29 protein-coding genes and 1 pseudogene are annotated in these 21836 nt (G+C 46.3%); 20 read left to right on the forward strand and 10 right to left on the reverse strand.

Annotated features, from left to right (window positions below; translation table 11 throughout):
- The first annotated feature begins 8 nt into the window (after positions 1-8).
- The 9 genes from HZS85_RS10520 to HZS85_RS10560 all read left to right on the forward strand — a co-directional run bounded on the left by HZS85_RS10520 (position 9) and on the right by HZS85_RS10560 (position 5997).
- Complete coding sequence (locus HZS85_RS10520; RefSeq protein ID WP_214855728.1) at positions 9-332, forward strand: GPW/gp25 family protein; 324 nt, start codon at positions 9-11, stop codon at positions 330-332.
- Entirely contained in the window at positions 316-1428 is a 1113-nt protein-coding gene (locus HZS85_RS10525) for a baseplate assembly protein (RefSeq protein ID WP_214855731.1), read from the forward strand. The genes HZS85_RS10520 and HZS85_RS10525 overlap by 17 nt, the downstream gene beginning before the upstream one ends.
- A complete protein-coding gene (locus HZS85_RS10530) occupies positions 1421-2404 on the forward strand; it encodes a phage tail protein I (RefSeq protein ID WP_214855734.1) in 984 nt (327 codons plus the stop codon). Before HZS85_RS10525 ends, HZS85_RS10530 begins: the two co-directional genes overlap by 8 nt.
- Positions 2401-2703: a hemolysin gene (locus HZS85_RS10535; RefSeq protein ID WP_214855737.1), complete on the forward strand. Its 303-nt coding sequence runs from the start codon at positions 2401-2403 to the stop codon at positions 2701-2703. The genes HZS85_RS10530 and HZS85_RS10535 overlap by 4 nt, the downstream gene beginning before the upstream one ends.
- Positions 2704-2706: 3 nt before the next feature.
- The gene (locus tag HZS85_RS10540; RefSeq protein ID WP_214855740.1) at positions 2707-3207 is read left to right on the forward strand and encodes a type 1 periplasmic-binding domain-containing protein; all 501 of its coding nucleotides are present in this window, start codon (positions 2707-2709) and stop codon (positions 3205-3207) included.
- A gap of 19 nt (positions 3208-3226) precedes the next feature.
- Positions 3227-3601, forward strand: coding sequence for an AAA family ATPase (locus HZS85_RS10545; protein WP_214855743.1), 375 nt, complete (start codon positions 3227-3229; stop codon positions 3599-3601).
- Positions 3601-4656, forward strand: coding sequence for a hypothetical protein (locus tag HZS85_RS10550; protein ID WP_214855746.1), 1056 nt, complete (start codon positions 3601-3603; stop codon positions 4654-4656). Before HZS85_RS10545 ends, HZS85_RS10550 begins: the two co-directional genes overlap by 1 nt.
- 109 nt (positions 4657-4765) lie before the next feature.
- Positions 4766-5296 carry a phage holin family protein gene (locus HZS85_RS10555; RefSeq protein WP_214855749.1) on the forward strand — a complete coding sequence of 177 codons (531 nt, stop codon included), beginning with the start codon at positions 4766-4768 and terminating at the stop codon, positions 5294-5296.
- On the forward strand, positions 5296-5997 hold the full coding sequence (locus HZS85_RS10560) for a M15 family metallopeptidase (RefSeq protein ID WP_214855752.1): 702 nt from the start codon (positions 5296-5298) through the stop codon (positions 5995-5997). Before HZS85_RS10555 ends, HZS85_RS10560 begins: the two co-directional genes overlap by 1 nt.
- 34 nt (positions 5998-6031) lie before the next feature.
- On the opposite strand, the gene HZS85_RS10565 is transcribed toward HZS85_RS10560, so the two are convergent.
- The 6 genes and pseudogenes from HZS85_RS10565 to HZS85_RS16765 all read right to left on the reverse strand — a co-directional run.
- Entirely contained in the window at positions 6032-6817 is a 786-nt protein-coding gene (locus HZS85_RS10565) for a hypothetical protein (RefSeq protein WP_214855755.1), read from the reverse strand.
- A gap of 196 nt (positions 6818-7013) precedes the next feature.
- On the reverse strand, positions 7014-7214 hold the full coding sequence (locus HZS85_RS10570) for a hypothetical protein (RefSeq protein WP_214855758.1): 201 nt from the start codon (positions 7212-7214) through the stop codon (positions 7014-7016).
- 498 nt (positions 7215-7712) lie between these two features.
- The gene (locus HZS85_RS10575; protein WP_214729811.1) at positions 7713-7940 is read right to left on the reverse strand and encodes a hypothetical protein; all 228 of its coding nucleotides are present in this window, start codon (positions 7938-7940) and stop codon (positions 7713-7715) included.
- Positions 7941-8193: 253 nt separating this feature from the next.
- The gene (locus tag HZS85_RS10580; RefSeq protein ID WP_214855761.1) at positions 8194-8610 is read right to left on the reverse strand and encodes a hypothetical protein; all 417 of its coding nucleotides are present in this window, start codon (positions 8608-8610) and stop codon (positions 8194-8196) included.
- Positions 8611-9194: 584 nt separating this feature from the next.
- Positions 9195-9611: a GNAT family N-acetyltransferase gene (locus tag HZS85_RS10585; protein ID WP_214855764.1), complete on the reverse strand. Its 417-nt coding sequence runs from the start codon at positions 9609-9611 to the stop codon at positions 9195-9197.
- Between the two features lie 936 nt (positions 9612-10547).
- Positions 10548-10815: pseudogene (locus HZS85_RS16765) on the reverse strand (IS30 family transposase); the annotation flags it as partial.
- Here HZS85_RS16765 and HZS85_RS10595 point away from each other — a divergent pair.
- From HZS85_RS10595 to HZS85_RS10620, 6 genes are all read left to right on the forward strand, one after another.
- The gene (locus HZS85_RS10595; protein WP_353048868.1) at positions 10798-11325 is read left to right on the forward strand and encodes a M20/M25/M40 family metallo-hydrolase; all 528 of its coding nucleotides are present in this window, start codon (positions 10798-10800) and stop codon (positions 11323-11325) included. The pseudogene HZS85_RS16765 and the gene HZS85_RS10595 overlap by 18 nt on opposite strands.
- A gap of 45 nt (positions 11326-11370) precedes the next feature.
- Complete coding sequence (locus HZS85_RS10600; RefSeq protein WP_058705325.1) at positions 11371-11661, forward strand: hypothetical protein; 291 nt, start codon at positions 11371-11373, stop codon at positions 11659-11661.
- A 25-nt stretch (positions 11662-11686) separates the two neighbouring features.
- Entirely contained in the window at positions 11687-12130 is a 444-nt protein-coding gene (locus HZS85_RS10605) for a GNAT family N-acetyltransferase (RefSeq protein ID WP_313635952.1), read from the forward strand.
- Between the two features lie 78 nt (positions 12131-12208).
- Entirely contained in the window at positions 12209-12433 is a 225-nt protein-coding gene (locus HZS85_RS10610; protein ID WP_214855766.1) for a hypothetical protein, read from the forward strand.
- Between the two features lie 74 nt (positions 12434-12507).
- The gene (locus HZS85_RS10615; protein WP_214855768.1) at positions 12508-12726 is read left to right on the forward strand and encodes a hypothetical protein; all 219 of its coding nucleotides are present in this window, start codon (positions 12508-12510) and stop codon (positions 12724-12726) included.
- Positions 12727-12799: 73 nt separating this feature from the next.
- The gene (locus HZS85_RS10620; protein WP_214855770.1) at positions 12800-13276 is read left to right on the forward strand and encodes a glutathione peroxidase; all 477 of its coding nucleotides are present in this window, start codon (positions 12800-12802) and stop codon (positions 13274-13276) included.
- A 78-nt stretch (positions 13277-13354) separates the two neighbouring features.
- Here HZS85_RS10620 and HZS85_RS10625 read toward each other — a convergent pair whose 3' ends face one another.
- Genes HZS85_RS10625 through HZS85_RS10635 form a run of 3 tightly spaced genes read right to left on the reverse strand, consistent with a single transcriptional unit; the run spans position 13355 to position 15487 of the window.
- Positions 13355-13816 (reverse strand): hypothetical protein, encoded by a 462-nt coding sequence (locus HZS85_RS10625; RefSeq protein ID WP_214855772.1) that lies wholly within the window; start codon positions 13814-13816, stop codon positions 13355-13357.
- 3 nt (positions 13817-13819) lie between these two features.
- Positions 13820-14731: an EamA family transporter gene (locus HZS85_RS10630; protein ID WP_214855774.1), complete on the reverse strand. Its 912-nt coding sequence runs from the start codon at positions 14729-14731 to the stop codon at positions 13820-13822.
- Between the two features lie 3 nt (positions 14732-14734).
- Positions 14735-15487 (reverse strand): hypothetical protein, encoded by a 753-nt coding sequence (locus HZS85_RS10635; protein WP_214855776.1) that lies wholly within the window; start codon positions 15485-15487, stop codon positions 14735-14737.
- Between the two features lie 256 nt (positions 15488-15743).
- Here HZS85_RS10635 and murQ point away from each other — a divergent pair, with 256 nt between their 5' ends.
- The 5 genes from murQ (at position 15744) to HZS85_RS10660 (ending at position 20328) form a co-directional block, all read left to right on the forward strand.
- Entirely contained in the window at positions 15744-16628 is an 885-nt protein-coding gene (murQ, locus tag HZS85_RS10640; protein ID WP_214855990.1) for an N-acetylmuramic acid 6-phosphate etherase, read from the forward strand.
- Between the two features lie 12 nt (positions 16629-16640).
- The gene (locus HZS85_RS10645) at positions 16641-18014 is read left to right on the forward strand and encodes a PTS transporter subunit EIIC (RefSeq protein WP_214855779.1); all 1374 of its coding nucleotides are present in this window, start codon (positions 16641-16643) and stop codon (positions 18012-18014) included.
- An 82-nt stretch (positions 18015-18096) separates the two neighbouring features.
- On the forward strand, positions 18097-19143 hold the full coding sequence (locus tag HZS85_RS10650; RefSeq protein WP_214855782.1) for a DUF871 domain-containing protein: 1047 nt from the start codon (positions 18097-18099) through the stop codon (positions 19141-19143).
- A complete protein-coding gene (locus HZS85_RS10655) occupies positions 19140-19667 on the forward strand; it encodes a general stress protein (RefSeq protein ID WP_214855785.1) in 528 nt (175 codons plus the stop codon). Before HZS85_RS10650 ends, HZS85_RS10655 begins: the two co-directional genes overlap by 4 nt.
- Before the next feature lie 103 nt (positions 19668-19770).
- The gene (locus HZS85_RS10660; protein ID WP_251137927.1) at positions 19771-20328 is read left to right on the forward strand and encodes a DUF1349 domain-containing protein; all 558 of its coding nucleotides are present in this window, start codon (positions 19771-19773) and stop codon (positions 20326-20328) included.
- Positions 20329-20612: 284 nt separating this feature from the next.
- On the opposite strand, the gene HZS85_RS10665 is transcribed toward HZS85_RS10660, so the two are convergent.
- A complete protein-coding gene (locus tag HZS85_RS10665; protein ID WP_214855789.1) occupies positions 20613-21719 on the reverse strand; it encodes a citrate synthase/methylcitrate synthase in 1107 nt (368 codons plus the stop codon).
- Positions 21720-21836: the final 117 nt, after the last annotated feature.

Below are 21836 nucleotides of genomic sequence, written 5' to 3' on the forward strand. Positions count from 1 at the left end.
GGGAAGGCATGGACACATACAGCGTATCGTCCTCCGTGGATGGAGCGATTGACTATGGCGCAACCGGCACCTTCGCGACGTTGCAAAGTATCTCGTTCCTTTTATCCACGTTGGTCGACTCTTGTCCCTTGCACCGCGAATTCGGACTGGATCCACCGATTGATGATCCGACGTCGTATGCACGGGCATCCTTGTCGGCACAGATCATCGAAAAAATAGAACGATCAATCCCGGAAGTCGATGTGGTTGACGTGTTGATTGAAGACCAGCCGCTAGAAGGCAGGCTATCCGCGACGGTGAAGGTGGTGATTATAAATGACAGCGAGATTTAACTTACCCGAGATCGAATATATCTCGAGTGATGTTGAAGAATTAGAGAACTTAGGTGTCTCGACGTTCGAAGGGTTGATCGGGACGACACTGAACGAAGCGGACCCGAGGCGGAAGTTATTGCAATCGGTCGCCTTCGTCGCATCGATGCTTGCGAATAACATCGACTTCACAGGCAAACAGACCCGTCTGACTTATGCTCAGGATGATTATCTGGACCATATCGGTGTGGAACGGGAAGTACCGCGCCTTGAAGCCCAGCCGGCAGAAGCGACATTCCGGTTCGATGTGACGAACACGGTGCCGTTCACGATCTTCCAAGGCTTCTTGATCGGTGCCGGTGAGACAAGATTCGAAATCAAGTCGGACACGCTCGTTCCAGCGAATATTGGTCAAATCAATATCGTCGGACGATGCGTCGAGAGTGGCGTCGGCGGCAACGGGTATCTGCCAGGACAAATCAACCAGCTCATCGAACCGGTTCCGTATGTGGCAGCTGTGACTAACGTGACGGAAAGTTTTGGTGGAACGGATCGCGAAGAGGATGATCCTTACGCCGAACGCATCTGGTTGTCGCCGGAAGGCTATTCGACAGCTGGTCCGGAACTTGCCTATGTCTATCATGCGAAGTCCGCTCATCAAGGCATCATCGACGTCGCACCAGTCACGACTTCACCCGGACGGGTCGTCTTGTACGTCTTGATGGAACAAGGTGCACTCCCGTCACCCGAAGTCTTACAAAAGGTGAGTGAAACCTGCAACGATAAATCGATTCGACCCCTGACGGACTTTGTTACGGTCGCCGCTGCGGAACGCGTCCGATACGATTTGACCGTGTCGTATTACTTGCCAGAGAGCGCACGTTCGTTGCAGTCGTATTACCAACAACAAGTGACGGATGCGATTCAGGATTACCATCTCTGGCAACGTTCGAAGATGGGACGCGGTATTGACCCCGGTGAATTGTACTCGCGCATTCAGCAGGCGGGTGCGAAACGTGTCATCGTCGAACCAAACCAATTCATTTCTCTCGGAAAACATCAAGTCGCGTTCGAGCGCACGATCAATGTCACGTTTGGAGGGTTTGTCAGTGATTGATTTACAGGACTTCTCCCTCAATGACATTCTGCCGGCATCGATCAAGAACAACGTGGAAAACCGCGCGCTCGCGGAAGCTATCACGTTGATGCTAAAACAGGTATTCACCGAAACGTCGATTCTTGATCCACGGATGCCGCTCGCTGAACGCTTGTTAGACATCGTCGCAAAAGAAAATCACGTCGATTATTATGATGAAGCACTCTCGCCGAATCAGAAACGTCAATTGATCCGGAATTCATGGCGAATTCACCAGCGCAAAGGAACGGTTGCTGCCATCGAAGAAGTCGTCTCGATTCTGTTAGATCGGGCTCAAGTCGTCGAATGGTTTGATTACGACGGTGAACCGCATTTTTTCAAGATTGAGATTGATGGACCATTACGAAGTGAAAAAGACTTACCCGTCGTCTTCCGTGCCGTCAACGCGAATAAACGCTTCAGTTCGCGTCTCGAAGCGATCTGGTTTAAGCGGGGCGAAGGTATCTATTACCGCGTCATCTATAAGGATAGGAAGATTCACATCCACCCGGTCATCGCGGTACGTTGTGGGATTCAAATGCCAGGACGTTCGACGCTGGTTTTGTCACGTGCCGTCAGTTCGTTCAAAAACGGTACCGGTGCAATCCGAATCAGCGGAAGCATCTTCTCAGGTGAAAAAGAGAATCAGATTAACGTCGGTCGGAAAAACGATACGACGTTGTTCGTCGTGGAAGAGACTGCTGCGGGTACAGCATCTGTGCCGCAGGTCGCGAATGAGCTTCTGAATGGATTCACTGGCACGGCAACGCAGGAAGAGATGGAATGGCAATCCGTCCAGCAAGCGGGGACGGCGAGCCCACCCAAGACATCCTATCGATCGAATAACGACGGCGTGCAGGAAGACGCCTTGAACCGGACGCAAAGCACGTATCAAGGTGGCTCGTCCACGTTGCCGTTCTCAGGCGTCACGTATACAACGAAAGGAGAAAACGGATGAGCATCCTTCAACCGATTGCAGTCAGCGATCTTGCGAATACGTTGGACGCTAACTGTGTATCAGCTGATTTCACGATCGGCGCGACGACGTATCCGGCGAAGGTTCGTCGGTCGATCGTCTCTGGTGATACGGTAATCAAACACGTCTATCTGACGACACGATCACCCATCGGACTCGTATCACGCGTCCGGTTGTTCAATGCAGCCGGACAAGTCTACGCCCAAATCAACCCGAACGTGCAACATGATGCCCTCAAAGGCCGATTGTTCGAGTTCAAATTCAAATTGGAGGTGACATAAATCATGTCGCAATTACATCGCAGTCGTCTTTACGAGCCAACCGAATGGGAAGACCGGGTACTTGATGATCAGAATGGCTCCGTCCTCGTACAAGGAACGCCGATTGACGAAGAAAACATGAATAACTTAGAAGCGGGCGTCTTGATCGGTCATTATGACATCGGTTTACTCGCCATGCTCGCTGCACAAATCGCATCGTCAAACGAATTCGAATTACAAAAGTTGAAGAAACAAAAGTTCTTGCAAGGGAAAGCGACGATCACGAACGCGACGACGGATAACGGATACTACCGTTCCGCGGATCCGTTCGTCATGATTGCCCTGACCGGGTTCCCGCAAGCCAATGCGCCGGACTATGAAGTCATCGTGACACCGAACGATCCAGCAGACGCTGGGACGTTGAGCGTCATCGAGAAGACGCAGAATGGGTTCAAGGTCATGTCGACCAGCACGTCACGATCCATCTCGTTCACTTGGACCCTGCTCAACCCACAAATCTCATAAGCGATCGGAGGAACAAACAATGATTATTCAAAAAGTGGCAGCCGGCGAAACGGTTGCCTTTTCGCTCCGGAACGGTGTCTTACGTTTCGAGGATCAAGTTGAAATCGACTTAGCATCCCGTCAAGGAGACATTGATCGGACGATTGACGTTTGTCTCGACAATAGTCTCGAGACGATGCGTGAAGGACTAGGTGCCTGGTATGTTGCGACGATTATCGTACCAGCACGTCAACAGGAATACATCGAGACGGACGAGGGTGGGGAAGTCGTCGATCTCCCACTCGATATGCAAAAGGTCATCCTGAATTTGTGGCCACTTCCGCAAGTGTATGTCGAGCGAAAGCGTGCCGAGCAAGAAGCATCACAAAATGAAGTCGTGGAGGTCGTAGAATAATGCCATTCGTACTCTCAGTAAAAGACACGTATCGTCAAGCCGTAGAAGCCGCGTCCGGCGGTCGTAATACCGTCATGTATGACGACAAAGGCAATCCATCCATCATGGTGTTCATTCCGCGTTTCAATTTAGCAGACGTTATCGATGGCGCACCAGCATCCCCACACCCAGCGTTCATCGTCAATGGTGTCGTCAAGGACGGGATCTGGATTTCGAAGTATCAGAACGTCATTCATGATGGGCGTGCCTACAGTCTTCCGGGGATGAACCCAGCTACTAACTTGACCATTGATGCTGCCTCTACAGCATGTAAAGCAAAGGGAACAGGATGGCATTTAATGACGAATTCCGAATGGGCGGCTATCGCACTTTGGTGTAAGAAAAACGGATCAATGCCACGAGGAAATAATAATTATGGAAAAGATGTTACAGCACCTCATGAAACAGCACGACTTATCACTCCCTCAACACCAGATAAAGTACTGACTGGAACTGGACCGATTTCTTGGTCACATGATAATACTACTGCTGGTATCTACGACTTAAATGGAAATATTCATGAGTTTGTTGATGGACTACGATTAATCAACGGCAAGATTTGGGTTCACAAAGACAATGATTTTGGAACGGATCCGAATAGCATGGCAGCGTGGGTCGATACAGGTGTATTTATCGATAATACCTTGCCAGGAAATGCAGATACATCAGCATCGAAAGCACCAGGAACCATGCAATTTTCAAACGAAAGATTGAATCCAATGTCTACTTTGGGAGATAGTGATGTTCAATATGCCTATAATACATTGACATTTGAAACTATGGGGTCAAAGAGCGGATATACTGTTCCTGATTTACTCAAATATTTAGCTATTGCTCCTACAGCGGGGTCTCATGGCGGTGACGCTTTAGAAGCAAGGAATTACGGATCACGTATTGCGTTTCGTGGTGGAAAATGGAACAACATGTCGTTAGGAGGGGTATATCTTCTGAATTTATATCCACCAAGGTCACTTGTATCTTCTGATTTGGGTTTCCGAGCGTCATTCATCGTTTAAAAATTATCGCAAATAAGTAGCCTGATTAAAGGACTAAAGGACTAAAGGACGCTATACACAGCGTCCTTTTCATATGGAGTGAAAACAAGAAGAGTAGAGGTGAAAGATAATGAGGACACATCATTTAATCGAAGGTGCGTTTGCGGTATTCGGTACCGTGATAACTGCATTGTTTGGAGGTTGGGACGCTGCATTGAAGATTCTAGTGTTTTTAATGATTGTCGATTATGTAACTGGATTTTTAGCAGCATATAAGTACAAACGTGTGAACAGTGATGTCATGTTTTGGGGTGGCATTCGAAAGGGCATCGTGTTTATCGTCGTCATCATTGCAGTTTTACTCGATGAGTTGATCAATGGTGGATTACCGATTGTCCGGACGCTGGCTTTATACTACTACATCGCACGGGAAGGGTTATCCGTTGCGGAAAATTTAGGACTCTTAAATGTACCGATGCCACAACAAATGATTGACGCCTTGACACAACTGCAAGGTGAAAAAGAACCGCGAGCTGTTGACACAATCATCGAGACGGCAGCCACGCAGGAAGAGCAAGTCATACCCATTTCGAGTGAGGTTAGTATTGCAGAAGTGAAGTCGGATGATCAACACGCTGAAAATCAAAAGGAGGCAAAATAATGTATTACGATAAACGAAACCGCGCAACGTTGAACGAATTGGCACCAAACACGAAACGACTCGCGCTCAAATGGTACGAGTATCTCGTCAAGAACGGAATCGAAATTCTGGTATATGATGCACGTCGTACAGAAGCCGAACAACGCGCGAACGTTAACTCAGGAGCATCACAAACGATGTACTCGTATCACTTAGTCGGACAAGCACTCGACTTCGTACCAGCTGACAAAAAAGGTAAAGTCTATTGGAATGGGTCAAACGGCTATGGTCGTGCTGACATCAAGAAGGCGATTAAGGAAGCCCAACGCCTCGGTTTTACATGGGGAGGGGATTGGGACTCTGACGGTAACCAACGGGATGAAACATTTATCGACTCACCACACCTGCAGTATAAATACAAAGGGTACGGCACGGACAAAGTGCTTGGAACGGCTCCTGCATCGAAACCGGTTGCTAAAACGAAGCCGGCGCAAGGTGACGGGAAAGCCATAGTTCCGTATCCGGGCAAACCGTTGTATCGTACGCAAGATCCAAAAAAAATGCTCAAGAAAGACGTGGAACGCATCCAGCGCGCTGTCGGGACTACAGTCACTGGCAAGTTCGACATGGCGACTGAGAAAGCTGTTGAGGCGTATCAAAAGCGGAAGAAGCTTGATACAGATGGTGTAGTTGGTCTCGCAACATGGAATACATTGTTTTAATCAAAAAGCCTACCTTAACGGGTAGGCTGCTTTTTTATTTCTCATTTACATTTTCAAAATCTAAGAAGTATTCCTTCTCTTTAGAGAATGCTAATTGCTTAATTTTAACTTGCATTGTGTACATATCTTCATGTTGTGTATTGTATTGATCTGTGTACTGAATAGTTAACCTTACTCGAGGCTTAGATTGAGTTAATCCAAATAAGTGGAAGTTGCTGAGTTCAATGAAATATTTAGGCAATTTAACAAAATGAGAGTCGTTACTTTTAATTAGAGAAACTCTTTGCACAAAAGAATCAACTGTATAATGATGGACGTAAATTCCTCCAATGTTTTTTTCTTTATGTAATGTGTTGAAACTAAATACGCTTGGATTATGCTGTTTTAATTCAGGTTGATTGAGTGTTAAAGAATACTTATACTGTTCATTTTCTTCCTCGAATTCATCAACAGCATCGATTCCATTTATTAGATCAAACGTCAAATCGATTTTTAATGCAAATGATTTACCTGTGTTGATAAGTGTAAAATTAAAATCACTTAATTCTTCGTACCGATAGCTATCGTCCGGTAAAAATTCTAAATTATCGGCCAACCACGAAGGGGAAGGGCGGAAGTTGCTTAAAAAAATGTCTTTATTCAATGGTATTATTCTTGGTCGCTCAACTCGATGCTGTTCTTCAATTTGCTCATTAGACTGTTGTTTATTCATTACGGTCGTTCGCCAAGCAAAAAAAGTTGCACCAGTTGTGGCTAATGCGGTGAGCACTTCAAGAGAAGTTTTTGAAATTATAATCTTTGCTAGTTCTAATAAATCCATATAGTCCTCCTAAGTAAAAATAATCATTTTTAGGATATCAGATGAAGGATGAAATACAAAATTTAACAAAATGGGTAAATATGGATAATTGATGCTATAATTAAGACTCCCCATAAGGGAATCCAGGGAGAGGTCGGGCGAAGTCGAGGGTGTAATGACTGGAATTCGCGAAAGGGGACCTCCCCTTTCCCGTTTGTTAATCAAAAATGAAAGTGACTTGTTCATTCGTAGTAATATGGCGATGTGTTGGAAGGATGACGTTAATTTTTTTCATGCAGGACGTCTTGAGCAGTAGATCGACTTGACTACCGGTCGTCAACGTCTCGACGACACGTTTGATTTCAAGGACGTCTCCAGTGATTGCTAGTTGGTTTTCCCCGAGTAGTAATATCTTCATTTTCCCACTGCCTCCCGTTCCCGCGACGAGTAGCTGCACACTTATATAAATTTATGGGTATTTACCACCTATAGGGCGCATAGAAACCCATTCATTGCACACTGTGCATTCTAGACAGCCATTGCACAGTCCATTGCACAGTCAATGATAAACAAGATATACTGACATACAGATAAGTACCCCTCTCCGGTTACTAAACTGCACGTGAGTATATACTAAAAAAGTATATTATAGTTTTATCAGTATTATGGTTTGCGTCGGAAACGTCCGCAGGCTTAAGCCATTTGTGAGAGGTGAGTGGGCGTCAGTTCACACTCAGTTCCCACTTTTTAATTTTTTTCGCCAAAATGTCATGAGCCGCTCGGTTGAGCGGTTTTTTTTGAGGTCTAATAATGCCTGGAACTGATTGATAGGATCATGTTGTGAGTTGCTCTTAATAAATATGTTCTTTTTAAATCTAAAAGAAAAGGAATCTGAGTGCCCTTAACTGTACTAAGTTCAAGATGCTTCTTCATCGGCGTATTTCATCAAAAACGTACTGTAGGCGGAAATATCAGCTTGAACGAGTTGTTTCATCGTACTGAAATTCTTTTTGATTTCTTGTGATAGTTGAATAGCGTCAGAATAATCTTGTTTGTCGACGCTATAAAACTGCGTCTGAAGTTGTTCGTAAATCCGGTTCATCTCATCCTGGTTAGCAGCTAACCGTTGCGTAGTAGCCGTCACGTCATCGGGTGCGCTCATTTTTTGAAGCGTGGCGAGTTCTGCACTGATAGGAGATCGATCATTTCTTTGAGTGAGAACAGCAATGAAGAAACTGGAGCAGTCACCTTATTGCCGTTTGTTCCGACCATTTGATTCAGCTCATCAATTTTGAAGGAGAGCTGGTCGTACATTTGTGAAACGTTGTAGATACTGGATAAAATTGTAGCTGTATCGTAAGCTATTTCCGTTTGAGAATTAGTATTACTCTCTTTCGTTACCGGCTCCGCGAAGATCGGTTCTTCTTTTTCAATCGACTCTGGTTTTTGACTACATCATTCGTCGCGTCCGGGTGCATGTCGTAACGGGACTCATCCATGTTTTCGAAATTGATCGGCGCATTGATCTTGTCGCTCAAGCTCTTCTTGAGGCTACGGAAAATACCGAGATGGATCCAGTAACCGTCTGCCTTCTGGAAATAGCGCTCCCGATTGACTAAGACCATGTCCGAGAAGTGATTCATCTGGTCAAGCGTCTGTCGAGTGTAATACGATTTCAGGACCGGTTCGAGTTCTTCGTTGCCATTGTCGTCTGTCATGACCGTAGATCGTTCAAAGGCGAATAAATCGAAGTTCTTGTTCTTATAGAGGTCCTCCAATAAACGATTCGAATCCAAAGCATAACTTTCGGCCATCGTGTTCTCGCTCCAAAATGCAGAATCTTTATACTGAACAATCAATGTTTTGTCTTTCACCTTCGCACGGTGATCATCTGCTATGATGCCCTCGCGCTCATCAAACGCATGAACCCGATGACGAGATACGAGCTCCATAATGGATCAAGACTTTAGTTTTCTTAACGATTATTATTTCGCCGTACTTGTTCACCACGAACACTTTTACTTTGAAGAAAGAGAAGTCTTCATAGGGCAATCGCAATAGATGACTCTTCTTCAAACAGCTCATGGTCAACACATACTATTTTCGTACATAATGCGCGCCAGTTCTTTATATTGCCGCTTTAATAAACTGCGAGTTGTTTTTCATTGAATCGTAATCATTGATGACAGGGGCCGGCCTAAGAAAGTTGAATTGAGCGTATGCAAATTTGTTCTCGAAAAAATCCTCTTTTTTCAAATATACTTTCCCCTAAAAGGAATCAAAAGAAAGAACAAGAAAAGTTATGTTTAACCAACTTTCTTGCTCTTTCTTTTATGTAAGTTCTCACTATAGTCAGAATACATGAACTAGATTAAGAACTACTAAAAACGATATTATTTTAAATTTTTTTGTATAAATAGTAATGCGTGAACCCCTTTGGGAAATCTTTTAATTCTCCAAAAACCTCGAATCCTAATTTCTTATAAAAATCAGGCGCTTGAAAGCTGAAGGTATCCAATCTTAACAACCGGCATTGTTGAGCTCGCGCATATGCTTCAGCTGTTTCCATTAGCTCTTGGCCTTTTCCCATACCGCGCAGTGAATCGTCCACCCACAGGATATCTACAAAAAAGCATTCCCAGTCTATATGACCGACTAACCCTCCGACGATTTCGCCCTTTTCATCCTTTAATACAAAGTTTATTTTCTCCTCCTCATTGTAAGGGACTTTCGATTTATTGTGCCTGACCAAATTATATCGGATAAATCCAGCTTCCTCCTTATCATATCCAACGTGCATGTGGATATTCGTCATCATCATCACTCCTCACTTAATCTATTATAAAGCGTTCGCCTTACCATCATGATGGTCAAATACGTAGACTCAACACTAGATGTAGGGATAGTCATTGATTTTATAGTTTTTTGATTTTAAGCGTTTAGATTTGTTCCTGCGGAAGCTATAATACATCCGATTAAGAAGCTAAAAAAGCCACCATTAATATCCTACATTAACTCTTGTATACCTTCTCTTCTCCTTTCTCACTTATTGTATCAAAGTTTTTTACGACCAAGGGGGTGAATTCTTCCTGCTTTATGAAATTGCTTTTTATCTATATCCCTATTAACAAAGAAGAAATACAAAACGCCTTTTTCTTGTTGTATCCATTAACATGTTAAGATGTCCCCACGGTGATTTTATTCACTATTCTACAAACAGATCTTTCAACCATCCGACAATGTTTTAAGAAAGTCTTCTTCAAAATGCTTGACTCCATCTTCATCTACTAAAAAGAAGATGTGATTCTTAGGGGGATCATCGCTAAGTGATACATGAATCCACTTGTTTCATTTACTTTTCATTATTAGGGTATTCTAGGTAATTTGTTGGATCGACTATCGTTAGAACGTAGTAGCCGGTTTATTTTCTTAATAGCCTTCTTCGTCTGAAATATCTCCCGAATCAATATCGATCCCCCGCCTATTCATGCATTGAACTTAGATGTCCCAAAGTCATTGAGTTAATGTTCCTGTGACTATACATCACTGATACTATTTAAGATATGACGCAAATAGACATTTTTATCAAGCTACCGTAATTCTTACCAATAGTCCTCATAACTTAAAGCGTTATAACAATGGGATCCGCATGTTCAGAGTTGATTTATCTGTTAAATTTTTCTCGTATGTCGTATTTTTTTATACATTTCCCCTTTTCTTATCCAACTTAGTTTTATGAAATGACGGTTTGTCAAATTAAGCGCAACACTTCTTCGGAAAAGACCTCGTATGCAGTCTTTCCAATCCAAACACTTTCTTGGTCGATTGTTGATTCTAGAAAGTGCGTGATTTAATTCTGTCTTGTTGATCATTCCGAAGTTGGTTCCCTTTGGGAAGAACTCACGGAGAAGACCATTGGCATTCTCATTGCTGCCACGTTGCCATGAAGAATAGGGATCCGTGAAGTACATTGGGATACCAAGAGAGTCCTGTATCCGTTCGTGACAGCTGATCGAGCGGGCATCGCTGCGATTCTTGAACTCATGGAACGCATTCCAGCGACTGACTTCCGCGGAACGATCAAGCTCGCTTTTTCAATCGAAGAAGAAATCGGTTGTCGTGGTGCAGAAGCGATGGACGCGTCCTTTTTAGAGGACGTCGACGCAGCAATCGTCTTTGATCGCCGCGGTACACGCGACATCGTTACAGGGTGTCACGTGGAGTTTGATTTTTGTCAGACAGCTTTTGGTGCATGTTTTGAGCAAGCCGGTATGTTGAGTGATATGCCGAATTGGCGAACGACACGGTACGGAGGAAGCAGTGATGCGAAACTATTCGAACTACGAGCTATTCCAGCTGTAAACTTGTCCGTTGGTTATCTGCGCGAGCATACGGATTTTGAACAGGTTGATTTCGCGGCGACGCTCGAAACCGTCCGTTTGGTCGAAACAGTACTCCATCATCGGTTGCTCGAGCGTTATTTCGCTGAGCGGACAAAAAATCCAACTCTAGGCGGATATACCAATTAACGGATTCCAAATATAGTAAAAAGAGAGGTGAGAGGAGAGGGTTCGATGTGGATCATACTGGGTTTAATGGCGATTGGTTTTACTGCACTGAACATCATCTTTTATTTGATCGGTAAGGACTATCGTTTTCTGATGGTGCTCGGACTGAGCTTTACGGCACTGACGCTGTGTGCCGAATACCGACTCGTCGCGGAATTCGTGGCGCGGGAGGACTGGGCAGCGTTACAAGACGTCGTACCGGGCATGGAGCGGGCGCTGTGGGTGTTGACGTTCATCTCGATCGGATTAAACGTATTGCCGCTACTGTTAGACTACCGAAAGAATCGATCTCGTTGAGGAATCGAAGAGGAGCTGAATCCTGATGAGCTATACATTTTCACCGCTGACGCAACGACAGGCGGAACAGATTGCCTACGAGTGGCAGTATGCTGGACCGTTTGCATTTTATGATATGCCGAATGACGCAGAAGATTTAGCAGAATTTCTCGATCCAGCAAAGCAGACGGAACATTATTTTGCTGTGTTGGATCGGGAAGAATTGATTGGTTATTATGTATTTGAACCAAACGCAGACGTCGTTGACGTCGGTCTTGGCATACGACCAGACTTGACGGGACGAGGAAATGGAGTGGCATTTTTAGAAGCCGGTCTTGCGTTCATCATGGACCGATATGCACCTAAACAAATCGAATTAGCTGTCGCGACATTCAACGAGCGGGCGCGATTCGCCTGTATACGAAAAGTGGCTTCCTTCCCGTCGAACGCTTCCAACAGGCGACGAATGGTGGAAGCTATGAATTTTTGAAGATGCGTTTACAACCTATCGACGCAACGGAACCTTTTCCAAACTCTATAAGTAGATTACAGAAAAAGGGATGATGTCATGGCACGCTGTACGAATTGTCAGTATAAGTTCAGCACAAAAGAACTACTCGCTGTCAGTGTTGCAATACATGGGAAAGGCAAGACGTGTCCGAACTGTGGCGTGAAACAATACATGTCCCGGAAGTCACAATTTTATCTCTCACTCGGGAATATCAGTCTCTTGTTCGTCCTGTTCTTGCCGTTTCTGATTCGGTTGAGTGACCGGGAAGAATCGATGAGATAAGACGTCGGTTACCTTCAATTCCATGAAACTTTTTCCTGAATCCACCAGTAGATAAGGAAGAAGGAGATGATCAAATGGTACGTTGTACGAATTGCCAGTATAAGTTCAAAACGAAAGAAGTGCTCGCTGTCGGATTTACGAAACATGGGAAAGCGTGTCCGAACTGCGGCGTGAAGCAATACATTTCAAAAGACTCGCAACATTACTTATCGCTCGGATACGTCAGTCTATTGTTCGTCTTGATTCTACCGTTCGTCATCAAACTGAGCGACAAAGAAGAGACGATCTGGTAAAGCATTACGCGCATGCCTGAAAACGACAGGGTGCGCGTTTTGTCTTATACTCGGGGCAAAGGAGCTGGAAAACATGCAAACCGTATACAATGCAATCGTACAAAATGCAGCGGGCGAGACTGTTTCATTAGGTGACTATGCTGGACGAGTCCTCGTGATCGTCAACACAGCAAGTAAGTGTGGGCTCGTCAAACAACTTGGCGAACTACAGGCGCTTTATGATAAATATGAGAAACAAGGAGTCACAGTGCTCGGATTTCCGTGCGATCAATTCAATCAGCAGGAGTTCGGGAGTCAGGAAGAGACGATGCAGTTCTGTCAGCTGAACTATGGCGTGACGTTTCCGATGTTTCAGAAGATCGACGTCAATGGACCGGACGAGCATCCGCTTTATACGTTCTTGAAGAAAGAACAGTCCGGCTTGCTGTCGTCGAAAATTAAATGGAACTACACGAAGTTCCTCGTCGACCGGAAAGGACAGGTCGTCAAGCGCTTCAGTCCAATCGACTCTGTCCAGTCGATTGAAAAGACGCTGCCTGTTTATGTATAATAAAGGGAACCGTTTAGCGCGAGTCGTTGGGCGGGACGAACGAATACCCTACCTTTGGCGAGGTAGGGCTTTTTTATGTCATTCAGCGTTGAACGAATCAAATGAATACGTGACGATCGAATCACTTCGTTTATGTCCGAGGTCGGTCAGAACTGGTGGACGGGGAGACAAGACATGAAAATCCTGTTCGAACGCCCGGAGCCAGTAATGGATCCAGTCTTTTGTAGGATCGAGTCCCATCATTTCACGTGCGAACGTCAGTAGCTTCGAGTCGGTCAGCGTCAGGAGTGGAATCGGATTGATCTCGACGTCTTCTTTTAGTTCATAGAGGTCCGGTGAACGGAGTAGAATCGCATCCGCCTCGAAGGACAATCGGAAGTAATTGCAACTGTAGTCGCCGACGATGACCATTGTCTCCTCCGTATGCCCACGAAAATGAAAGATCAATCTGTTACCATTTGTGACATCCATCAAGAACTGATCGAGTCCGATGTTGTAATCCTCGCGAAATTGTAGTTTCTCAAGCGTGATTTCTTGCATGATTTAGCCTCCAGTCCGGGTTTGTCGTTCTTCTGTCAAAACGGTTTGGCGCGCTGCTAGGCGAGACGAACCGATCAATAAGGCGATTCCGAGTAATAATAACGAGATTCCGAACCAAGCCGTACCACTTAATTCTTCACCGAGGACGAACACACCAAGCAAGGCAGCTGTCAGCGGCTCACCGAGCGAGAGCGTGACGGCAGTCGACGATGGTACGTTCGATAGTCCTTTCGCGAATAACCAGTAAGCGATTCCGGTCGCAACGACGCCGAGATGGAGGCTGATTCCGGCACCACGTGACGTGAACAGCCAGGAGAGATCGAATAAGAAGAGTAAAGGTGACAACAGAACAGCGCTCGTCGTGAAAATGACGGCAACGACCGACAGCGGCGCGTGTGTCTTGACGAGGTCTCGACTGACGAATGTATACCCGGCAAACGATAGTCCGGCACCTAGTGCAAGAACGATTCCGATTGGATCAATTGCGACCGTTCCTTGATTGTTCAGAAGCAACAGACAACCGGTGATCGATAATCCGGTTGAAGCCCACCACATCAACGCCGGACGTTTTTTTAAGAACAGCCACTCGATGCATCCGGAGAAGATTGGTGCGCTACCAATTGCAACGACGGTACCGACGGCAACACCGGTCATCAAAACAGCTGAGAAGAACAGCGGTTGGTAAGCCGCCATGCTGACGGCAGCGAGTAAAATCGTCCGCACCGGCCAGTCGCGTAACGTCAGCGTTCCTTTGAAGAGAACGAGACAGAGTAAGAACAGTCCACCGACAGCCAGACGAACGGCACCGATTGCAATCGGGTGTGCATCTTCTGGCGCAAATGCTTGTGAGGTCCCCGTCGTGCCCCAAAAGATCGCAGCAAGTAAGATGAGTAACATCGATGATGATTTAGACATGGATCATCTCGAATCACCGTTTTGTACTTGAAGCCAGTCCGAATAGGAGACGTAGACGACACTACAGAATGTTCCAGTATCACTCGGATGATCAAACAAATCGATGATGAACACGATCTCATCGTCATCAGCGTACGCGATCGGCTCCCGAATATTTTTTCGATAATAGGCTACGCCTTCATTAAAGCCTTCGATTCGATCAATATTCATTGTTGTTCCGTTTACGACAATGATGTCTTCTTTTCGGTTGAATTTCAGCGTTGGACAATATGGTACGATTTCATTATTCAACACGACAAGCGGAACCGGTAGCCGAGATCCTTTCGTGTCAATGATCCGCTCGACGATGGGTTGATTACGAAGGGTCCACTCCATTAAGCCGTCCCGTTTGACGGTGATGGTTTTAGACCCTCGGACATACCGGGCGACGATATGATCGAGAAAAAGAAATGCACGATCAATTTCCTTTGCCTGAGGAATGCGCAGGGTCTTGCTTCTAGCACTTACTTGTACACCGAAGTAACTCAACCATTGTAGAATGAATGCTTTATCGAATATGGATTTGTTGAAAACAAGACTGACGAGATGGATGTCATCCTCTTCTATAAAGCATTGAATCTCGATTTCGAATTCTTGAAAGCAGTGAATTTTTTGCCCTATTAACGTTGTTTCATAGTCATCAATTAGACAGTACTCAAAGTAGTCCGGATACTCACGTAATTTTTTGGCGAGTTGCCTCTTTTCGAATTCCTCCATCTTTTCCCTCCATTTGTTCATACTGTCATGAAATAGATTTCGCTATCGTGAATCGAAAATCCTTGAAAAAGAATCCCTCTTCTTTAAATGACGAGGTAGTAAGTCATGATAAAAGAGGAAATCAGTCGACTTATACTGAAAGAAAGGAAAAGAACTTCGTTTATTTTAGAAATTTAATTTCAAAATTAAATAAATAATGTTGAATTAAAATTTCTTAATTGTATAATAAAGGGAGGGAAGAGAAAGGGTGAAGCAGATGTTAGATCAATTAGCAACGGAACGTCGGAATGAACAGACGATGCAACTCGACGAGATGACAGTCGAAAATGTCTTACGGGTGATGAACGCCGAGGATCAAACGGTCGCGACGGTCATTCGGGAACAAATTCCCGTTATCGCGGAAGTCGTCAAACACGTCATTGCATCATTCAAAAACGGAGGACGCTTGATTTACATCGGTGCTGGTACGAGCGGACGACTCGGGATTCTTGACGCGGCAGAATGTGTGCCGACATTCGGGGTCTCACCAGACATGGTCGTTGGTTTGATTGCTGGCGGCGAACGCGCGTTAATTAAGGCGGTCGAGGGGGCAGAGGATAGTCGGACGCTTGCCGTCGACGATTTGAAAGCGCTCCAGCTAGAAGCGCGTGATACGGTCATCGGGATCGCAGCAAGCGGGCGGACGCCGTATGTCATCGGTGGTCTTGATTACGCGAAGGAAGTCGGAGCGGTGACGGCAGCGATTTCTTGCAACACGGATGCGGTCATCAGTCAGCACGCGCGTTATGCGATCGAAGTCGAAACGGGTCCGGAAGTCTTGACGGGGTCAACAAGACTAAAGGCTGGAACAGCGCAAAAGCTCGTCTTGAACATGATTTCGACGGCGGCGATGATCGGTGTCGGCAAGGTCTATCAAAATCTGATGGTCGACGTCCAGTCAACGAACGAAAAACTGGAGATCCGGGCGAAGCGGATGATCCGTGAGGCGACAGGAGTCGATGCCGTAACGGCGGAGCGTGTCTTTAGTGAAGCACACGGGCACGTCAAGACGGCGATCGTCATGATTCTCGCGAATGTTTCGTATACGGAAGCCGTCGAACGATTACAACATGCAAACGGATTTGTCCGAGACGCACTCTAAGGGGGAAACACGATGAAGAAGGAAGAAGTGCTGGCACACGCGATTCTTGAGCACGTCGGTGGAAAAGATAATCTCCGGCAGCTTGCGCACTGTATGACGCGGGTTCGTTTATCGCTAAAGGATCCGACGCAAGCAGATATCGATGCGTTAAAGCGGATTGATGGGGTCATGGGGGTCATTGATGACGAGACGTTACAAATCGTCGTCGGTCCGGGAACGGTCAATCGGGTAGCAGACCACTTAAGTCGCGAAACAGGACTCGCGATCGGAGAAGAGTCCGTTGATCCGAATTTGACGCCAGAAGAACGGGCTGCCGTCGAACGGCAAAAAGTAAAAGCAAAACAACAGTCTCCGTTCAAACGCTTCTTGCGCCGAATCGGGAACATCTTCATCCCGCTCATTCCGGGTCTTGTTGCTTCCGGTATCATCAACGGTGGTGCGAACTTCGCAAAAAATGCGGGTGTCGATGAAACACAGACATGGATGCAGATTTTACTACTGATCGGTGGGACGGTCTTTTTATATCTCGCAATCCTCGTCGGGTGGAATACGGCGAAGGAATTCGGCGGCACGCCGGTGCTCGGAGCAATTGCCGGTGGGATTCTATTCAACCCCGTGCTTGCGGATATCACGATTTACGGGGAACCGCTCGTTGCGGGCAGGGGCGGCTTGTTTGGTGTCATCTTCGCAGCTTGGCTGATGACCTATCTTGAGAAGCACATCCGTCGCTTCATGTTCGCATCGATCGATATCATCTTTACGCCACTGTTGACGGTGCTGATCGTCGGATTCGCCTCACTCTATGCGATCATGCCGGTTGCTGGACTGCTGTCAGACGGTATCATGAAAGCAATCAATGCCGTGCTTGAGGTCGGTGGACCACTCGCCGGAGCCGTGCTGGCTGGCTTCTTCTTACCACTCGTCATGGTCGGTCTCCACCATGGATTGACACCAATCCATCTCGAGTTCTTGAACACGATTAGCAACACACCACTCTTACCGATTCTTGCGATGGCAGGAGCGGGTCAAGTCGGGGCGGCAATGGCGATTTTCGTCAAGACGCGCAATCCGCGCCTGCGTAACATCATCAAAGGGGCGATCCCGGTCGGATTCCTCGGAATCGGTGAACCGTTGTTATACGGTGTTACGTTACCACTCGGTCGTCCGTTCGTAACGGCATGTCTCGGCGCAGCAGTCGGTGGTGCCTTCCAAGCAACGATGAAGACGACCGCACTCGGTGTCGGCGTATCCGGGTTGTCATTGACACCGTTGATTGACAACGGAATGTACTTGACGTACATCGGAGGTCTCGTCATCTCGTACGCGGCAGGATTCCTGTTCACATACTGGTTCGGTTTCAAAGAAGAGATGGCAGACGGTATTTAACGTATTGAAAAGCAGTTGAATCCTTCGAAAAAGAAGGGATCAGCTGCTTTTTCCCTAAGTAGAGAAGTGAAGGAGTGAGTGTATGAAAGGATTATCAATCTATTTAAGTGAACCGATCACAGACGAGACGAGCGAGTGGCTACAGCGGATGAGCGCTGTCGGCTTTACGTCGCTCTTTACATCGCTACATATTCCCGAGGATGATTCTTCACTGTACGTCGAACGCTTGAAAGCGCTCGGTCATTTAGCACGTGAGCTCGGATTCGAACTCGTGGCGGACATCGCACCAGCGTCGCTCGCGACGCTTGGAAAGACATGGGAGACGGCAGCGACGTTAACGGACTGGGGTGTGACAGGACTCCGTCTTGATTACGGCATCAGTCCGCAGCAAATCGCGACGTTATCGAACCAAATGATGGTCGCGCTCAATGCCAGTACGTTAACAGCAGACGAATTGACGGAGATGAAGGCACAGGGTCTGCGAATCGATCACACGGAAGCGTGGCATAATTTTTATCCGCGACCGGAAACAGGACTCGACCGGACGTGGTTTGACGAAAAAAACGCCTGGTTACAGGCGCAAGGATTAAGGGTCCAAGCGTTCATACCGGGTGACGAGACACTTCGCGGACCGTTATTCGAGACGTTACCGACACTTGAAGAACACCGAAATGCGGCACCGTTCGCCAGTTACATCGACTTACAATCGACCGTTGATCGAATTCTTGTTGGGGATCCACGATTGACGGAGGCGACGATTCGGCAATTCGAAGCAGAGCAAGACGGAATCATCGTACTTCGGGCAGTAGCGAACGGACAGCAAGCACAACGGGATACGGAAACGAATCGGTTTGATCCAGCGCGGGATGTCATTCGCTCCGTCGAGTCGCGGATGAGTCCGTCGACGATTGATCTGACACCGCAAGATCGGTCTGCCCGCCCGCTTGGCACAATCACGATTGATAATGAACGCTACGGGCGATACGCGGGCGAGGTTCAAATCACGAAACGTAATCTACCTGCGGATGAGCGAGTCAACGTTCTCGGACGTGTCGTTGAGGCCGATCAACCATTGATCGCACAGCTTGGTCCAGGAAGTAAATTCCGGATTGACTGGGTGGCGCCATGAGGCAGATCGTTGCCGAGCGCTTCGCCTATCTATACCGTGGGGAATTGTTCACGGTCGTCACGATTTTACCGCTGAGTTGGTTTGGGAATCGTGTCTTTCCACGACTGCAGTTATTTGAACTCAGTGCCTTTTGGATGTCACTGTTTTTGTTTGAGCTGTTGTTGATTCAAGGAGCTTGGTATTGGTACAGCAAGTCAAGGCGTCTGAAGAAGGAAGGAACGTCAATTACCCGAGAACCGGTCGTCCGACGATTACGTCACTGTCGTGTCATCAATCTGGCTTTGATCGTTCTGACAGCGTGTGCGTTCGGAATCGACTGGATTCGTTTTCAATCTGAGCTTCCGGTGTATGGAATACGAATCACCTTGTTTCTATATATTTTCGCAATCCTTGAATATATCAATTATTTCCATATCCAACTGATGTACGATAACCGGTCAGATGTGCAATACTTAATACGGAACAGACGTTTGAAACGATCAGCATTGAATAAGGATATGCAACGACTTCGTAAAGTAGTCTGAGGGTTCATAGAAAATAGGAGGGATTGTATGCTCGATATGCTCATTCGTGGCTATCGAAAGTTACGGAAATTAAGAGGGCGTTGAGAAAAAGGAGGATATGTTGATGAATTGGCTCAATCAACCGTCGCGTATTAAAGAAGAGACACCGTTACGCTTCATGACGGATCCGGATACGGATTTTTGGCGCAACACACATTATCAGTTTAATCGTCAGACGGGGCATGCGTTGTTGCAGGATGCTCCAAATGGAGAATTCAAATGCCGGATTGAAGTGAAATTAAAACCGAATGCTACATATGATCAAGCGGGGATTTTACTTTATGTGAATGACGATCACTGGGTGAAAGTCTCGGCTGAGTTCATTCCGGATGGTCCATCACATCTGGGTGCCGTCGTGACGAGCTTTGGGTACTCGGACTGGTCGTGTCGGGATGTCGACAACACACTATTTGATGCACCGCTTGTCTTTGAACTCCACTATCTCAATCAAGATGTCACGTTGTATCACGTAACAGGAGAGCACAAAGAGCAACTTCGGATCGCACACTTACATGACGTGACCGATTTGAAGATCGGACCGTATGCGTGTAGTCCGGATGTAGAAGCGGCAGGGTGTGAAGTGGAAGTACTAGATTTCTCATTAGAAACTATCGTTAAATAAAACGCCATAGCAAATGGGGCTGACTCAAAAGTCAGTCTCTACAAAGATAAGGATGGCAGAATGATGATCTGCCATCCTTATCTCGTAACAAAAAGAATGACGCGTTTCGCGCCACTCCTACAGGAAAAGCGCATTTATGCGCTGTCAGAGACGAACAAGACCCGCTTTCCTGCTTCAACGGAGCAGGAAAGCGGGTCTTGTGTCTCGCCTGAGGAAAGGGCGTGAAAAGACGCGTCATTCTTTTTTTGAGTCAGCTTCATTTTTTGATCGTAACTAGAGACTAATCAAAACTTAGCTGCTTTTTCTGGCATTGGTCCCGTATACGACGATTGTGGTCTGAAAATCCGGTTGTCTTGCGATTGTTCGAGGATGTGTGCCGTCCAGCCAATGATACGGCTAGAGGTGAACGTCGGTGTGAACAGTTCTTTCGGAATGTCGAGTCCTTTTAAGACGGCTGCCGCGAAGAATTCAACATTCGTATACAGTTTTCTACCTGGTTTGTATTCCTCGAGTAAATCGATCGCTGTTTGCTCCATTTGTGTAATCAGGTTGAACCAATCGCTCTCTTGTGCGAGACCCTTTGAGACGACTTTCAAGGCTTCTGAACGCGGATCGCGTGTTTTATAGACGCGGTGACCAAAGCCCATCAATTTTTCGCCTTTTTCTAATTTGTTCAGAATCCACGGTTCGATGTTGTCGATCGTTCCGATCTCATTAATCATCTCAATGACTTCTGACGGGGCACCACCATGAAGCGGTCCTTTCATGGAGCCAATCGCAGCACAGACGCCAGAAATTATTTCCGATTCCGTCGAGACGACGACACGGGAAGCGAACGTCGAAGCATTCATACCGTGTTCAATCGTTAGAATCAGATACGCCGTCAGCGCTTTGATCTCGACGTCACTTGGTAATTGTCCTTTAATCATATAGATGTAATTCGCGACGTGATCGAGTTCCGGATTCGGTTCGATGAAGTCAGCGCCTTGATTTTTTTGATATTTATAGGCGATGATCGATGGCAAGAGTGCTGTTACGTGCATCGCCTGATCAATTGTCGGTGGCCAAGCGAAAGCGGGTGTGCCGAGTGCCGAGATTGCTGTTCGCATCGTACTCATGACATCCATCTCGTTCGGCAATGTATCGAGAATCGTCTTAATATAAGAAGGAAGTTCACGATAGCTCGTCATCTGTTCCTTGAATGTGACCAGTTCCGCTTCAGTCGGGAACGCACCGTTCCAGATGAAATACGCCACTTCTTCGAATGAATAGGATAATGCGAGTTCCTTTGCCCAGTGTCCACGATAGATAAGGTGACCTAATGTTCCATCGACTAAACCGATTTGTGTTTCAGCGGCAATGATGCCCTCGAGTCCTTTTTTGTATTCCATCTTCAACACTCCTTTTCTAATATTTACTGTCAGTATGACTTACAACGATACCAAATCACCAGTTATTTGAATGCGTTTCCAAAATTATTCTGTGAAGCGCTATAATTAGAGGGCATT

Source organism: Exiguobacterium sp. s130, from assembly GCF_018619055.1.
GTDB lineage: Bacteria > Bacillota > Bacilli > Exiguobacteriales > Exiguobacteriaceae > Exiguobacterium_A.

Coding starts and splice junctions, on each gene's coding strand:
- HZS85_RS10520 (WP_214855728.1), top strand. CDS start 9: ATGGACACATACAGCGTATCGTCCTCCGTGGATGGAGCGATTGACTAT.
- HZS85_RS10525 (WP_214855731.1), top strand. CDS start 316: ATGACAGCGAGATTTAACTTACCCGAGATCGAATATATCTCGAGTGAT.
- HZS85_RS10535 (WP_214855737.1), top strand. CDS start 2,401: ATGAGCATCCTTCAACCGATTGCAGTCAGCGATCTTGCGAATACGTTG.
- HZS85_RS10540 (WP_214855740.1), top strand. CDS start 2,707: ATGTCGCAATTACATCGCAGTCGTCTTTACGAGCCAACCGAATGGGAA.
- HZS85_RS10545 (WP_214855743.1), top strand. CDS start 3,227: ATGATTATTCAAAAAGTGGCAGCCGGCGAAACGGTTGCCTTTTCGCTC.
- HZS85_RS10550 (WP_214855746.1), top strand. CDS start 3,601: ATGCCATTCGTACTCTCAGTAAAAGACACGTATCGTCAAGCCGTAGAA.
- HZS85_RS10555 (WP_214855749.1), top strand. CDS start 4,766: ATGAGGACACATCATTTAATCGAAGGTGCGTTTGCGGTATTCGGTACC.
- HZS85_RS10560 (WP_214855752.1), top strand. CDS start 5,296: ATGTATTACGATAAACGAAACCGCGCAACGTTGAACGAATTGGCACCA.
- HZS85_RS10565 (WP_214855755.1), bottom strand. CDS start 6,817: ATGGATTTATTAGAACTAGCAAAGATTATAATTTCAAAAACTTCTCTT.
- HZS85_RS10570 (WP_214855758.1), bottom strand. CDS start 7,214: ATGAAGATATTACTACTCGGGGAAAACCAACTAGCAATCACTGGAGAC.
- HZS85_RS10580 (WP_214855761.1), bottom strand. CDS start 8,610: ATGGCCGAAAGTTATGCTTTGGATTCGAATCGTTTATTGGAGGACCTC.
- HZS85_RS10585 (WP_214855764.1), bottom strand. CDS start 9,611: ATGACGAATATCCACATGCACGTTGGATATGATAAGGAGGAAGCTGGA.
- HZS85_RS10600 (WP_058705325.1), top strand. CDS start 11,371: ATGTGGATCATACTGGGTTTAATGGCGATTGGTTTTACTGCACTGAAC.
- HZS85_RS10605 (WP_313635952.1), top strand. CDS start 11,687: ATGAGCTATACATTTTCACCGCTGACGCAACGACAGGCGGAACAGATT.
- HZS85_RS10610 (WP_214855766.1), top strand. CDS start 12,209: ATGGCACGCTGTACGAATTGTCAGTATAAGTTCAGCACAAAAGAACTA.
- HZS85_RS10615 (WP_214855768.1), top strand. CDS start 12,508: ATGGTACGTTGTACGAATTGCCAGTATAAGTTCAAAACGAAAGAAGTG.
- HZS85_RS10620 (WP_214855770.1), top strand. CDS start 12,800: ATGCAAACCGTATACAATGCAATCGTACAAAATGCAGCGGGCGAGACT.
- HZS85_RS10625 (WP_214855772.1), bottom strand. CDS start 13,816: ATGCAAGAAATCACGCTTGAGAAACTACAATTTCGCGAGGATTACAAC.
- HZS85_RS10630 (WP_214855774.1), bottom strand. CDS start 14,731: ATGTCTAAATCATCATCGATGTTACTCATCTTACTTGCTGCGATCTTT.
- HZS85_RS10635 (WP_214855776.1), bottom strand. CDS start 15,487: ATGGAGGAATTCGAAAAGAGGCAACTCGCCAAAAAATTACGTGAGTAT.
- murQ (WP_214855990.1), top strand. CDS start 15,744: ATGTTAGATCAATTAGCAACGGAACGTCGGAATGAACAGACGATGCAA.
- HZS85_RS10645 (WP_214855779.1), top strand. CDS start 16,641: ATGAAGAAGGAAGAAGTGCTGGCACACGCGATTCTTGAGCACGTCGGT.
- HZS85_RS10650 (WP_214855782.1), top strand. CDS start 18,097: ATGAAAGGATTATCAATCTATTTAAGTGAACCGATCACAGACGAGACG.
- HZS85_RS10655 (WP_214855785.1), top strand. CDS start 19,140: ATGAGGCAGATCGTTGCCGAGCGCTTCGCCTATCTATACCGTGGGGAA.
- HZS85_RS10660 (WP_251137927.1), top strand. CDS start 19,771: ATGAATTGGCTCAATCAACCGTCGCGTATTAAAGAAGAGACACCGTTA.
- HZS85_RS10665 (WP_214855789.1), bottom strand. CDS start 21,719: ATGGAATACAAAAAAGGACTCGAGGGCATCATTGCCGCTGAAACACAA.